Source organism: uncultured Porticoccus sp. (assembly GCF_963975625.1).
Taxonomy (GTDB): Bacteria; Pseudomonadota; Gammaproteobacteria; order Pseudomonadales; family Porticoccaceae; genus Porticoccus.
Genome location: NZ_CAXBHS010000009.1, coordinates 1 through 13,976, shown reverse-complemented (window position 1 = coordinate 13,976; position 13,976 = coordinate 1). Strand labels below are relative to the sequence as shown.

The 13,976-nt window shown below is 49.3% G+C and carries 13 protein-coding genes; 7 read left to right on the top strand and 6 right to left on the bottom strand.

Annotation, left to right across the window (positions count from 1 at the left end; genetic code table 11):
- Positions 1–85: 85 nt before the first annotated feature.
- From AACZ64_RS09175 to AACZ64_RS09165, 3 genes are all read right to left on the bottom strand, one after another.
- Positions 86–1,504, bottom strand: coding sequence for a porin (locus tag AACZ64_RS09175; protein WP_339639914.1), 1,419 nt, complete (start codon positions 1,502–1,504; stop codon positions 86–88).
- Positions 1,505–1,742: 238 nt separating this feature from the next.
- Positions 1,743–2,087, bottom strand: coding sequence for a putative porin (locus AACZ64_RS09170; RefSeq protein ID WP_339639913.1), 345 nt, complete (start codon positions 2,085–2,087; stop codon positions 1,743–1,745).
- 121 nt (positions 2,088–2,208) lie between these two features.
- Positions 2,209–2,979 carry a putative porin gene (locus AACZ64_RS09165; RefSeq protein WP_339639912.1) on the bottom strand — a complete coding sequence of 257 codons (771 nt, stop codon included), beginning with the start codon at positions 2,977–2,979 and terminating at the stop codon, positions 2,209–2,211.
- A 275-nt stretch (positions 2,980–3,254) separates the two neighbouring features.
- On the opposite strand from AACZ64_RS09165, the gene AACZ64_RS09160 reads away from it, so the two are divergent.
- From AACZ64_RS09160 to AACZ64_RS09150, 3 genes are all read left to right on the top strand, one after another.
- On the top strand, positions 3,255–3,950 hold the full coding sequence (locus tag AACZ64_RS09160) for a VacJ family lipoprotein (RefSeq protein ID WP_293614290.1): 696 nt from the start codon (positions 3,255–3,257) through the stop codon (positions 3,948–3,950).
- Positions 3,951–4,056: 106 nt separating this feature from the next.
- The gene (locus AACZ64_RS09155; RefSeq protein ID WP_293614291.1) at positions 4,057–5,232 is read left to right on the top strand and encodes a SpoIIE family protein phosphatase; all 1,176 of its coding nucleotides are present in this window, start codon (positions 4,057–4,059) and stop codon (positions 5,230–5,232) included.
- The gene (locus AACZ64_RS09150) at positions 5,232–5,723 is read left to right on the top strand and encodes an STAS domain-containing protein (RefSeq protein ID WP_036860408.1); all 492 of its coding nucleotides are present in this window, start codon (positions 5,232–5,234) and stop codon (positions 5,721–5,723) included. Before AACZ64_RS09155 ends, AACZ64_RS09150 begins: the two co-directional genes overlap by 1 nt.
- On the opposite strand, the gene AACZ64_RS09145 is transcribed toward AACZ64_RS09150, so the two are convergent.
- From AACZ64_RS09145 to dusA, 3 genes are read right to left on the bottom strand one after another with little or no spacing between them, the layout of a single operon-like run.
- Complete coding sequence (locus AACZ64_RS09145; RefSeq protein ID WP_036860406.1) at positions 5,720–6,172, bottom strand: TerB family tellurite resistance protein; 453 nt, start codon at positions 6,170–6,172, stop codon at positions 5,720–5,722. The two genes, AACZ64_RS09150 and AACZ64_RS09145, sit on opposite strands and share 4 nt — an antisense overlap.
- Positions 6,169–7,122, bottom strand: a complete 954-nt coding sequence (gene tal / locus AACZ64_RS09140; protein WP_036860405.1) for a transaldolase — start codon at positions 7,120–7,122, stop codon at positions 6,169–6,171. The genes AACZ64_RS09145 and tal overlap by 4 nt, the downstream gene beginning before the upstream one ends.
- Before the next feature lies 1 nt (position 7,123).
- Positions 7,124–8,152 (bottom strand): tRNA dihydrouridine(20/20a) synthase DusA, encoded by a 1,029-nt coding sequence (gene dusA, locus AACZ64_RS09135; RefSeq protein ID WP_339639911.1) that lies wholly within the window; start codon positions 8,150–8,152, stop codon positions 7,124–7,126.
- Between the two features lie 147 nt (positions 8,153–8,299).
- On the opposite strand from dusA, the gene AACZ64_RS09130 reads away from it, so the two are divergent.
- The 4 genes from AACZ64_RS09130 to AACZ64_RS09115 form a co-directional block, all read left to right on the top strand.
- Positions 8,300–10,462 (top strand): type I secretion system permease/ATPase, encoded by a 2,163-nt coding sequence (locus AACZ64_RS09130; RefSeq protein ID WP_339639910.1) that lies wholly within the window; start codon positions 8,300–8,302, stop codon positions 10,460–10,462.
- Complete coding sequence (locus AACZ64_RS09125) at positions 10,462–11,826, top strand: HlyD family type I secretion periplasmic adaptor subunit (RefSeq protein WP_339639909.1); 1,365 nt, start codon at positions 10,462–10,464, stop codon at positions 11,824–11,826. Before AACZ64_RS09130 ends, AACZ64_RS09125 begins: the two co-directional genes overlap by 1 nt.
- A gap of 152 nt (positions 11,827–11,978) precedes the next feature.
- The gene (locus tag AACZ64_RS09120) at positions 11,979–13,295 is read left to right on the top strand and encodes a TolC family outer membrane protein (RefSeq protein WP_339639908.1); all 1,317 of its coding nucleotides are present in this window, start codon (positions 11,979–11,981) and stop codon (positions 13,293–13,295) included.
- 69 nt (positions 13,296–13,364) lie between these two features.
- Positions 13,365–13,976, top strand: a 612-nt coding sequence (locus tag AACZ64_RS09115) for a retention module-containing protein (protein ID WP_339639907.1), incomplete at its 3' end; no start/stop codon positions are given.

Below are 13,976 nucleotides of genomic sequence, written 5' to 3'. Positions count from 1 at the left end.
TGTAGTTGCTGCTACATTTTGATCAAAAAAAACCCCACCAGTTTAGAGGTGGGGTTTAAGGTTTCAGGAGAAGAGGTCCTGTAAATTAAAAGGCGACTTGACCGCGGACCATAAAGGCTTTGACATCGCCTTCCATGTTACTAACGTCATCGGAATCAATCTCGGCATCGACGAAGTTAGCCATGAATCTGATGGTGTCGTTGACGTACCAGTTGACGCCCAGGGTCAGTGTTTTGATCTCGGTACCCCGAATGCTGTCAGTCAGTTCATTGGCAGCGCTACTATCGAACAAATCAAGCGTGTCATAGCGGGCAACCAATTCCCATGCGCCGTAACCACCCATACCCAAGCGATTTTTCGGCGAGATGGTGCGCATCTTTCCGCCCCGATAGCCGCGAGATTCGCCAGTTAGTGTGTAAGTTGCCTGAGCGTACCAGCCATCTACATCTGCATCTTTCGCATCTTCACGACTTAGGTCTTGTCTAAAATACTCACCTTGCAGTGAGAGGGGACCCATGACTGTGGCTGCTTCCAGGCCAATGGTATCGGTATATTCAGTATTCCGGTAACGCACTTGTACTGGTCGATCGTTGAAGAAATGTACGCCGGGCCTTGCCCTCAAACGACCATTGTTGGTGGCGAGTTCATTGCCATCAAAAGTCTTTTCAAATTCTTCACGTTGATAAGAGACACCTAGGTGAACAAGCTGGGTTTTTTCATGCAGAGGGGCAAAAGTAAAACGACCGCCATATCCATAGTCTGTGTCTTTGCCCTCGTTATCTTCTTTGCTTACACCTTCGCCAAGATAGACGCCACCGGTCAGTGTCCAGTTGGAGCCCTTAGTTTCTGCGGTAAACCCGTTGCGTCGGCCTTTGGCAAAAGTGTTGGTGGCAGCGGTTCTTTCCATCATCGAAATGCGGTTCGAGCTGGTCAACTCTTCCAGGCCACTTGGCATTTTGTGGCGGCCAAGTTTTAACTTGACATTGTCAAATCCGGTGTAACCAATGGTCGCATCAGTAAATTCAGTGCTTTCATCCTGACCGTAGTTGATTTCAAGCGCGTAGCTCCAGTCGGTAAACATGGTCCCCTCCATGCCGATGCGAGCACGACGAAACTTGGCTGCATTACCAAATTCATCGGCACCGGAGTTCCGATCGAAGAATTCGTCATCTATGTTGACGTAATCAGTATGAATTCTGCCGCCGATATTTGCGGTGAACGCCTTATCAACTGATTGAAAATTAAGTCCTTTTTCACTTAATGTGACGATGGACGCTTTTTTGTCAGCCTCCTGAACCATGCTTACAATTTCTTCTTTTTCAGCAAGTGTTTTTTCTTCCTTGGCTTTGGCTGCATTTGCGATGGTGTTGTAGTCTTGCGCACTGATAGCACCTTTATCCCGCAACACTTTCAGAAGATCCAGCATGGGGTCCGCCTGAACAGGCAAAACAGCGGCACTCAGCATGGCGCCGGTGATTAAAATTGCAGATGTTTTTGATTTCATCGAATCGTTCTCCTCAAATAACTAAACGCGTTTAGCCTGATTGCTTCAGACAGGAGAACCTTATGTCGCGATTGTTTCAGCGCCGTGATAGTTTCGTGACAATTTGGTGACAGTCGTTGTTTTATGCAATCTGTCTACTGAGAGAGGTTGGCCCAGTTGGCGGGAATGAAAACTATTGGGTCCAACCAAAAAATGGCCCGGGGTGGGCCATTTTTCTGATACTTGGCGGGACGACCGGTTAGAATTTCGCCTCTACGTTGAGCTTGATGGCGTCGTAGTCACTCTTTTTGCCTTCACCTCTGACTTTGCCGATTTCGGTGTCGTAGTAGGACAGGCTTGCTGTGGTGTTCTTGCTGAGGCCGAGATAGGCTCCGTATTTATGTCCTTCCACGTCGGTGCCGCCACCAGCGAAATCCGAGTCAGAGAAAGCGGCAAAGACAGCATCGGCTTCCAGATCCTGATACAGATAGCTGAAGGCCAGATCACCCCTGCCTTTTACCTTGCCAAGTTTGAATCCTGCCGCATAGCCTGTGTCTTCATCGGCGTCGCTATCGGTGTTTTTGACGTAATCGGCAAACAGCATAGTTGGTATACCAGCGAGCTTGGTGTTCAACTCGGCAAAGACTTCGGCAACTTCATAATCCAGTGCATGGGATCCGCCAATCCCTGTGTTACCGAAGAACTCGGCATTATCATCACTATCCTCAAAAAAAGCGGCACTGCCGGCAACCGGTATATAAAAGGTAGCTGGTACCCACCTTTAGAGATGTTTTGTCGGAAACTGTTGCGTTATAGCCTAGCTGGGCACCAAACATCTCCTCGATATCGTCCGTCCCTTTGCTGCCATCGTAGCTATTCAGAAAGTGATAGGCGGCAATGGCCCAGATCGAGCCATTGTCATAGGACAGGTGCCCGCCCTCAGGGCGATAATCGCTATCCCATACCAGGCCGCTACCACCAGGGGTATAGAAAGGATTTTTGGTCTTGCCGGCCACCAGGTTCAGGTTTTCGGCAAAATTCCAGTCAATCCAGGCCATATCCAGATTGATTTGTTTGGAGCTGCCTCCCCCTCCGAGAGTCTGGTTGGCGGATGTTGGCGATTCACTTCCGCTGGCCAGTGCTACGCCCGCTTTGAATTCATCGGAAACCTGAGCGGTGAGACCAATACGCGCACGTACCCGGTTGCGGTTGATGTCATCGTAGGCGCTGTCTTTGTCAGTCTGTTCGACACGGTACCGGACATCGCCGTGCCACTGGATTCTGTCGGCCCAGGAGGTGGCTGGTTTTGCGGTGGCAACCACCTGATTGGTTTTTTCCTCCATTACTTTGGTTTTTGCCTCCATTTCATTGAGGCGCTCAGTCAGGACGGCAACCTGAGCTCTCAATTCCTGCAGGGTTGCTTCGTCTGCATTTGCGAACAGGGCAGGGCACAGGGTAAAGCCGCTAACAGCTAGGAAAATGGCAGTTCGTTTCATAGTTATGATTCCACTCTTGTTTATTTAATACTTGATATCTCGATATCGTCGATGCTTGCTTTATAGTTGCTGTTTTTTCCGAAACAGACATAAACGGGTGTTGGTATCTTAATATGTCAGTTTTATGACACAAGGTTGTTATCTGCTGAGCGGTAGGGTCGGGAGACTTGTGGCGTGTGGTTTTGGATGATTACGGTATACCTGAAAAAATTCAGCGTGTAGAATTGCGAGAATTTGTTGTTATCAGATTATAAAAAGCAGGGAGAACACCCCAGATGAAAAAAATAGTGCTGTTGCTGACTGGCGTTATGTTATCTACCCATGTATTTGCTGCGGGGAACCCCGACGATCCTTGGGAAGGCTTCAACCGCAAGATGTTTGCGTTCAACGATACCGTGGATACTTATACGCTGAAGCCTATCGCCAAGGGTTACCGGGCAGTCACGCCTGATCCGGTTGAGCGTGGAGTCAGCAGGATGTTCTCCAATGTTGGTGAAGTGGTGAACGTTTTCAACGATCTGTTGCAGGGGAAATTCCGTCAGGCAGGGAATGACACTGGACGCTTTGTCATCAACACCACTATCGGTCTGGTGGGTTTTTTTGATGTGGCCGATCATTTTGGCCTGCCAAAAAATGATGGGGAAGATTTCGGCCAGACACTGGGTGTCTGGGGTGTAGATAGTGGCCCTTATCTGGTGTTACCGTTGATCGGTCCCAGCACTGTTCGTGACGGCCCGGCCCGGATCGTCGATTGGTTTATCAACCCTATTAACGAAATAGACCATGTCCCAACCCGAAATCAGATCTACGGCGCCGAGGTGATTTCTACCCGTGCCGATCTCCTCGAGGCTGAAAAGTTCGTGCGCGGCGAGCGCTACAGCTTTATCCGCGATGCATACTTACAGCGTCGTAAATTTTTGCTGACGGATGGCGGTGTGGAAGATGACTTCGGGGACTATAAGGATTTTTAACCCCAGTTCATTTTTCTTTGCTAATCGACAGTTGCCCGGGAAAGCAACTATCGAAGAGGGCATGGAGCTTATACCTGATCAACTGGATATCAGTTCCGAGTAACCTATGGATAAGAACGGCAAACTGTTTATTGTTGCCGACAGTCAGGAAAAATGTCATGCCTTGAACGCGCATCTGGTCGACACCAGTTGGCGCGTTTCAATTTTTGATAATCCTGAAAATGCTCTCGCAGCAATCAAAATCGACCACCCCGGTGTCGTGGTGATCGATTTCCCTCTCTCGGTGATTCGAGAAAAGTTTGCCTGTCTTCCCTCTCAGGATGTGGATATTGCCTATGTTGTTGTGCTCCCGGAAACGGATCCCCGGGATGTGGTTGCACTTTTCCATAACTATGCGGCGGACGTGGTTATCAAACCATTTGATGGCGACCGGTTTCTAGAGGCTGTTGAACGCGCGTCACATTGTAAAAGCCTGATGGTGCAAAACCGCCAGTACCGTGAGCAGCTGGAAAAAGCAAACCGTGAGTTGGAAGAGAGTCTCCGGATACTGGAAGTTGATCAAATGGCAGGTCGGCAGGTGCAGAGCAGCCTGTTGCCGGTGACCCCGCTCTATCATGGCGACTACGAAATTGCTCATCGGATTGTCCCGTCGCTGTTTCTGAGCGGAGATTTTGTCGGCTACAACGTCATTTTTGATCGTTATATGGTGCTTTATGTCGCGGATGTGTCGGGGCACGGTGCCTCTTCTGCATTTTTAACTGTCCTGTTGAAATTCATTCTTAATCGTATTTTGCGAAGGCATATCAGTCGCAATGATTATGGGGCCATGACCAGAGCTCCAGAGGGCTTTATTGAGCACATCAATAAACAGATTATGGCACTGGGGCTCGATAAACATTTGACCATGTTCTCTGCATCTATTGATATGGAGCAGAATATTTTGCGGTATTCAGTTGCTGCCCATATGCCGATGCCGGTGCTGGTTACCGATGACCAGGTTTCACTGTTGCCGGGCAAAGGTAAACCGATTGGTATTTTTCCTGAAGGTCATTGGGCAGTAGAGGAAATCAAGTTGCCAGAAAAGTTTGTTCTGACTGTGGTGTCGGATGGTGTACTGGAATTTTTACCGGGAAACTCCTACAGTGAAAAACAGCAGTTTATTGCAGATGCGGTGGCCAAATCAGACGGATCCATAGAGGCGATTTGTGAAGGTTTGTGTATCAACCAGCTGAAAGATGCGCCCGACGATGTCACTGTTTTGACCGTGCGCAGGGGGTATTAGTGCAACCGGGTAAAATTCTGGTTTCTCATGACGATGATGTTTACCTTATCAAGCTGGTTGGTGATGTACGCGTTACTCTGTGCACTTCGCTGAACAATTATATTGAAGCCATTTTTCAGACCGGTAATGTCGCTGAGGTGGTGATCGACATGCTTGATACTATTGCCGTCGATAGCACGACATTGGGTTTGTTGGCCAAGCTCGCTATCTACAGCCATGACCATTTTGGTATCAAACCTACTGTGTTCTGTAATGATGAAAGCCTTTATCAGGTGCTTGCTGTGATGGGGTTGGATGAGATATTCAATATCATCCAGGAATCATCGTCATCTGCGGCGGACTATCAGGAGTTGCCTGATATTAGCCCAGATGTGGAAGTGGAAGAGGTTCGGGATCGTGTGCTTGAAGCACACCGGTTGTTGTCTGTGTTAAATGAGAGAAATCAGCAGGAATTCATCGATTTGATACGCTCTCTCGAGCAGACCCGTTAATTTCCGTAGTTCTGGTTGGCGCGGTGTTTTGCCTGAATGAAATCTGTGTGGGAGACGTACAGTAACTCTGAAATTCGCCGAATCAGCGCTTCTTCGTGTTTGTCCAATTGATTGTCAGCAAAGGCAACTCGCCATAGGTTTTCGACCAGCTCCCTTTTTTCGTGCACGGCAAAATGATCATTGATCAATCGAGTGAACTGAAACAGTGATGTGGCATCGTTAACTTCGCTGTGAGCGAGACGGACTAACGTCTCGATTTCTTCGTGTGACAGGGAAAACTGGTTTTCCAGTAGTTGTCGGATAATCTTTTGTTCGTCTTCGCTCAGAGTCCTGTCAATGACCATGATTTCGACCATTAGCGCGGCTGCCGCAAGCTGCCTCTGATGAACAGGTTCGCCGTCGGGCTCATCAATTCTGGTAGAAAAAAACTGTTTGATCTGGTCTATCATCGAGTTGTTTCTCCCATCAGCCGTTTCTCCAGTTTGTCCTGATCAGCTATGAAATTGCGTATTCCCTCGGCGAGTTTTTCGGTGGCCATTGCATTGTTGTTTAATTGATAACGAAAGCTTGCTTCATTTAACTGATCGCAATCAATTGGTTCCCCAGTGTTGTCCGGATGGAGCTGGCGTGCCAGGTGGCCGCTATCATTGTTTAATGCTTCCAGTAGTTGTGGGCTTATGGTTAAGCGATCACAGCCTGCAAGTGCTTCGATTTGATCCGTATTTCGAAAACTGGCACCCATGACAATAGTGTCGTAACCGTACTGCTTGTAAAAATTGTAGATTGATTTCACTGAGAGAACACCGGGATCCTCTTCAGGCAGATAATCTGTCTTGCCGCTGTGACGTTTATGCCAGTCGAGAATACGACCCACAAAAGGGGAAATCAAAAAGGCGCCTGCATCTGCTGCTGCCGCTGCCTGTTCAAAACTGAACAGGAGCGTCAAATTACATTGGACGCCAGATTTTTCCAGTTGTTCGGCGGCGCGTATACCCTCCCAGGTTGCTGCTATCTTCAGCAGAATCCTGTCGCTAGCAATACCGGCATTCTGGTATTTCTCTACTAGGCTCATACCTCGGGCGATGGTTGCTTCCGTGTCGAACGAGAGGCGGGCATCAATTTCTGTTGAGACCCGACCGGGAATCAGCTGAAGTATTTCCCGGCCAATGCCTACCGCCAGCATGTCCATGCATTCCGGCAACCAGTCCGGATGTGACTGCCTGGCGCGGTTGACTGATTGTTCCAGCAGGGGGCGATAACTTTCCAGTTCGGCAGCTTTCAGGATCAGGGATGGGTTTGTGGTGGCATCAATGGGCTGATAGTGGTTAATGGCGTCGATGTCACCAGTATCCGCAACAACGACAGTCATTTCGCGCAATTGATCCAGTTTGCTGATCATATTAAATAGGCTCGGTTAGTTGTATATGGGTTTGAGTGCTTTGCATTGCCGCCATGGCACCGTAAAGAACCTCTATACCGGCGTCTGGCCGGTGAGCATGTTCACTGATATAACGCCGAAATTTTCTCGCGCCAGGCATACCCTGATAGAGGCCAAGAATATGTCTGGTCATATGACTGAGCCTGGTGCCTTTAGACAGTTCCTCTGTCATGAAAACAGCGAAGTTCTCCAGAATTTGCTCCCTGTCAGGCGATAAACGGTGATCGTGGTAGAGCTCTCGATCGACCTCAGCGAGTAAATAAGGATTTTGGTATGCCTCCCGGCCCATCATGACGCCATCGACGTGATCCAGATGTGCCTTGGTATCATTTAAGGTTGTGACACCACCATTTAGAATGATTTCCAGTTGTGGAAAGTCCTTTTTCAGACGATAAACCTTCTCGTACTCCAGCGGTGGAATATCACGATTCTGCTTCGGACTTAATCCCTTTAACCAAGCTTTGCGCGCATGAACGATAAAGGTCTGACAACCTGCTTCTGCAACAGTGCCGATAAAGTCAGATAAGAAGGCGTAACTGTCCTGTTCATCAATCCCGGTGCGGTGTTTTATCGTGACAGGAACGGTACTCACTTCCTGCATGGCTTGAAAACACTGTGCAACCAGCCCGGGGTCTTTCATTAAAATTGCGCCGAATTTGCCTGATTGTACCCGGTCGCTGGGACAGCCACAGTTCAGGTTGATTTCATCGTAACAGTAACTACTGGCAATATTAACGGCCGTGGCCAGCTCGGTGGGATCACTGCCGCCAAGCTGCAAAGCCACGGGGTGTTCCGCTGAGTGAAACTGTAAATGTCTTGGCCGGTCGCCGTAAATCAATGCTCCGGTGGTGACCATTTCTGTATAGAGGACACTTTGCCTGCTCAGCAACCGGTGAAAATAACGACAGTATTGATCGGTTAAGTCCATCATGGGTGCGATAGAGAACCGACGGTTTACCGGGTTGGTTAAAAGACTGCTGCTGGTTGGCATGGGTACAACTGATTTGTCTGTAAAGTAAGTGTGTTGGCTGGAATTATATCGGCAAAAACCATCGAAATAACCCCGCTGGGTGTTCAGTCACCGGCATGTTAGCATTGCGCAGCCACTGATACTGACCATTTATGAAGAATACTATTTATGACTACGCCTGAGCAAAAAGCAGCATATCATCAGGATACGGCAGAGATTAACACCCATGAGCTCATGGATTGCCTGTTGTTGTTGGCTGGACTGGAAGGTCGCCCGACCTCACTTTCTGCTCTGTCGTCCGGCCTACCGCTGGTAGATGGAAAACTGACGCCGGAGTTGTTTAACCGGGCGGCAAACCGGGCGGGCCTGGCCTCGATTCTGCTTGCTCGACAACTGGATAATATTCCGCAGGAAGTTTTACCCTGTGTGCTGCTACTTAACAGTGGTCAGGCCGTGGTTTTGTCCAGCCTGGATGCTGAGTTGCAGTTGGCTGTATTAACCGATCCTCAAAACAATACCTCCGAGCAAGTGGATTTTGAAACGCTGAAAGGGCTTCACAGTGGCCATGTCTTTTATGTCAGGCCAATGCAGCAATTTGATTCCCGCACACCAAAAATTTATCAGAAAACCGGAGATCATTGGTTCTGGGGCGTCATGCGCAGCTCCTGGAAGATTTATCGCGATGTCCTGTTAGCGTCTTTCCTGATTAATTTCTTTGTTTTGGCCCAACCCCTGTTTGTCATGAATGTCTATGACCGGGTGGTGCCTAACAACGCAGTGGAGACTCTCTGGGCGCTGGCTGTCGGTGTGCTCATTGTCTACACATTTGATCTGGTCTTAAAACTGCTGCGTGCCTATCTGGTAGAGCTGGCCGCAAAACGTTCAGATGTGGTGCTCTCTGCACAACTGCTCGAAAAGGTGCTTAATCTGAAGATGTCTGCCAGGCCCAATTCCACCGGTGCCTTTGCGTCCCGTCTACACGATTTCGATATGCTGCGAAATTTTGTCACCTCTTCCACCATTCTGACCCTGATCGATCTGCCCTTTGTGGTTCTCTTTATAGTGTTCATCTGGTACCTGGGCGGCTGGTTGGTGTTTGTCCCGTTAACGGTGTTCCCAATAGCGCTTTACCTTGGATTTCGGGCCCAGAAAAAGCTTCGTCCCACCATTGAAAATGTCATGCGGGGCAGTGCCAAGAAAAATGCCACATTAATCGAAAGCCTGGTGGGTATCGAAACCATCAAGACGCTGGGTGCTGAAAGTCAGATCCAGCGAGGTTGGGAACAGGCGGTGGGTTATGTCTCGCAATGGAGTCTGCAATCGCGTTTGACCTCCAACAGCGCACTTCAGGCTGTTCAGTTCCTGCAGCAGGTAGCCATGGTTGCCATCGTAGTGTGGGGTGTTTATCTGATAGCCGATCAGAACCTCACGCTCGGTGGTCTGATTGCCTGTGTGATTTTGAATGGACGTGCACTGGCGCCGCTAAGTCAGATTGCTAATTTGCTGGTCAGTTATGACCATGCGGAGGCGACCCTGAAGTCCCTGAATGAGGTAATGGCCCTGCCGGTTGAGCGTGAACCGGATAAACGTTACCTGACACGCCCTGTTTTTCACGGGGATATCCGCATCAAGCAAGTGACGTTTAGTTACCCGGAGCAGCCCAGGCCGGCACTCGAAAATGTCAATATCACCATCAATTCCGGCGAAAAAGTGGCGATTATCGGTCGAATTGGTTCAGGTAAATCGACCCTTGCCAAGCTTCTGATACGTTTGTATGAGCCCACCAGTGGGTCTGTGCTGATGGACGGTTTCGATATCAATCAACTCGATCCGGCAGATTTGCGTCATAACGTGGCCTATGTGGCACAGGATGCAAAACTGTATTTTGGCACGCTGAGAGACAATATAACGTTTGGCCTGAATGGTATTACAGATCAGCAGGTGGTCGATGCCGCAGAGCAGGCTGGTATACTGGAGTTGGTCAACAGCCATCCATTGGGTTTTGAAATGCCGGTGGGCGAGCGGGGAGAAACACTTTCCGGAGGTCAGCGCAGCGCCATTGCGATGGCTCGGGTATTTCTTCGCAAACCCCGTGTGCTGGTGATGGATGAACCGACATCGGCCATGGATCAGGGGACAGAAGAGCGCTTGACCCAGCAGATAAAAACCCGTTTTTCGAACAGTACGTTGCTGATCATTACCCATAAGATGAGTATGTTGACTCTGGTTGACCGCCTGATTGTGGTCGATAGGGGTGTGATCATTAGCGATGGTCCAAAGTCGGAAGTGCTGGCGGCCCTCAAGGAAGGCAAAATCAGAGGGAAAGGCTGATGCCCAAGCAACAACTGGAAAAATTGCGCCGTCAACTGGACAAGACCTCTGCTGTCGACCTGAAGTACATGTCGTACTCCTCAGAGGCGGTACTGAAGCAGTCACCGTTTGTTTCTCAGGTGTTGTTATGGGTGATCGCAGCATTTCTGGTCATTATGATAATTTGGGCCAGTCTGGCCAGAATTGATGAATTTGCCCGTGGGGAGGGCAAAATTGTCCCTTCCAGCAATATCCAGATAGTGCAGAATCTGGAGGGCGGCATACTGGAGGTGCTGTTTGTCACTGAAGGCGAGGTGGTCGACCGCGGCCAACCGCTTTTACAGATTGACGATACCATTTTTGCATCGACTTACCGGGAGCGCTCGCTACAAGTCGAACAGCTGACGGTCAAAGCTGCGCGGTTGCGAGCTGAGGCCAATAGCACCGGATTTGATGAAGAGCTGGAAAAGCTGGGCGATGTTCACAATGAAATATTGGTTGCCAGTGAGCGGGCATTATACGAATCCCGCAAACAGGCTCATCTCTCGCAGCTGGACAGCCTCAATCAGAAGGTTTCACAAAAGAAGCAGGAACTGTCCTCAATGCGGGTCAATCGGCAAAGCCTGTCTGACAGCTACCGTCTGCTTCGCCAAGAGCTCGAGTTTACCCGTCCACTGGTTTCCCAGGGTGCCGTTTCCCAGGTGGAATTACTTCGCTTGGAGCGTCAGGCTAACGATCTTAAAGGTGAGCTGGACAGGGCGACAATATCAATTCCCCAGCTGGAATCTGCTTACCAGGAGGCAATTAAAAATGCCGAAAGCTATTCGCAAACTTTTGCCAGTGAGTCCCGTGCAGAACTGAATGAGGTGATGGCTGAACTGGGCCGTATCGGCCAAAGTAACCAGGCGTTGGAAGATCGGGTGACCCGGACCTTGGTTCGTTCGCCCATGAAAGGCATCGTCAAGCAGATTAAAGTTAAAACGATCGGCGGTGTCATCCAGCCCGGGGAGGATCTGGTTGAGATTGTGCCGTTTGATGATTCATTATTGGTGGATGCCCGTGTCTCGCCTTCCGATATTGCTTTTATTCATCCCGGGCAGCAGGCAACGGTCAAGTTTACGGCTTACGATTTTTCGATTCACGGTGGTTTGCCGGCCAAGGTGATCAGAATCAGCCCGGACACGATTGTGGACGAAGAGGGCGTTAGCTACTACCAGGTAAGGTTGCGAACGGACAGCAGCCATTTGGGCAACGAAGACGATCCATTGCCAATTATTCCGGGGATGATTGTTCAGGTCGATATTCTGACCGGTCAGAAAACCATTCTGGACTATCTACTCAAACCCATCCTGAAAACCAAAGAGTTGGCGTTCAGGGAACGCTAGTTGCCGTAATTGAAATAGATCACTACTTAAGTGGTCATTTTACCAATCCAAACGGTAACTGGTTCACCCAAATTCTGTGTTATAAATCTAACCATATATAATCACTATGATTTTATATTCCGAAGGCAATACAAGAAGGACAGGAAGTAATAATGTTTTTTAACCGATATCTGACATTTTTTTCTATTGCCGGGGCTGCTTGCTTCTCGATGCAATTGAATGCACAAACAATAAATATGCGGGATGCTATTGCTGAAACGTTGCAATCCAATCCGGAGGTTCAAGCGGAACTTCGTGAAGTCGATGCACGGGAAAGACAAATAAGGGAAGCGTTGGGTGGCTATTATCCCTCTGTTGACCTACTGGCCGGGTTTGGTTATCAGGAGAGAGACCCCACATCACGCCAGTTTTCTGATCCTGACCGCACACGCAATGAGCTGGAGAGACACGAGGCTCAGTTAAACGTCAAACAACTGGTGTTTGACGGATTTAGTACTCCAAATGAACACAAAAATCAGATGGCCAGGCACGAAAGTGCTGAGCATCGTGCCTATTCCGTGGGCGAGAATATTGCTCTAGAGGTAGTCAGATCCTATCTGGAAGTCATCAAGCAGCAAGACATCCTTGCGTTGGCCAAGCAAACATTGGCTACACATGAAAATATTTATGACAAGATGAAAAAACGTGCCGATTCCGGCGTGGGCAGTACCGCTGATTTTGATCAGATATCCGGTCGTTTGGCCCTGGCAAAAACGAACGTCATTAATCAGACAGCAAATCTACTGGATGCTAAAACAAATTTTCAGCGAGTAGTTGGACGTTATCCCCAGGAAGGTGAGTTGGTTGCACCCGGCACCTACAGTAAATATTTGCCTGCTACAGTCGATGAAGCCATTGCCAGGGCTATTGAGGCGCATCCGTTGCTGAAATCCGCCGCATCGGATGTCAAAGCTGTGAACTTTCAGTACGAACAGACAAAAAGTACCTTTTACCCACAGTTTCATGTCGAGCTGGAGCGTGACCTGAATAAGAATATCGACGGCGTAGACGAGCAGGTCGATGATCTGACGGTCATGTTGCGTATGCGTTATAACCTTTATCGAGGTCGTTCCGATGAAGCAAAGAAACAGCAATTTGCCCACCTGGTGGAAAAGGCAAAAGAAGTACGTAACAACACCTATCGCCAGGTCGAGCAGGAGACGCACTTGGCGTGGGTTGCCTATGAGGCAGTGCGCGATCAAATCCCGGTACTTGAGGATTATGTTCGGGATTCTGAATCAACAAAAGCAGCGTATATTCAGCAGTTCGATCTTGGTCGCCGCACGCTCCTCGATCTTTTGAATACTGAAAATGAAATGATCACTGCCAAACAGTCTCTGGTCACTGCCAGGCAGGATCTTCTCTACAATGAATATAGGATATTTCGCGCCATTGGAGAACTGCTCTACACCGTTGGTGTAGAACTCTAATAGCAGGACACATGTCAAGTGAGAGATGTGACCAAGTTTAAGCCGGATTGAGCCGGGAGGGTTGAAATCATGAACGAGCAAACTTCACAAGCAAACACCGTCGAGTCCGGTCAAGACCAGCAAATTCTCGGATTTGTTGCATCGACTGAAGGCGCCACAGTGGTAGTTGTTTCTCCAGACGGTGCTCTCCGTGAGCTCAAAATGGGTGATCCCATTCATGAGGGTGATGTCCTCCAGGTAACTGATGGTAGCCATGTCGCGATCAGTTTTGCCGACGGCTCTGTTCGCCAGTTAAATAGTGGCGATTCTTTTGTTGTCGGCCTGGACAGTCATCAACAGCTGGCGGCTATCGAGTCTGCTGAAGAGGAAAATCCCGAATTCCAGGATTTGCTGGCCACACTCGCCGCCGGTGAGGATATAGCGGAAGATCAGGAAGCAACAGCAGCTGGCGCTGAGGACGGTGCTTCTGGAACGGGTGATGAAATCGGTCAGGGCCTGCAGTTCTCCTTGCTCGGCGGAGAAGTGACCCCGACGGCGGGTATTGACCCCGACTATGTACCGCCGCCGTTGCCTGATCCGACTGCTAATGCGGATATCAGTGATAATGGGAATAATAATGGAGAGACCACCAACGACGGAGCGGTGGTCACGAACGACGCCCGTTCGGTGACGGAAGATCAG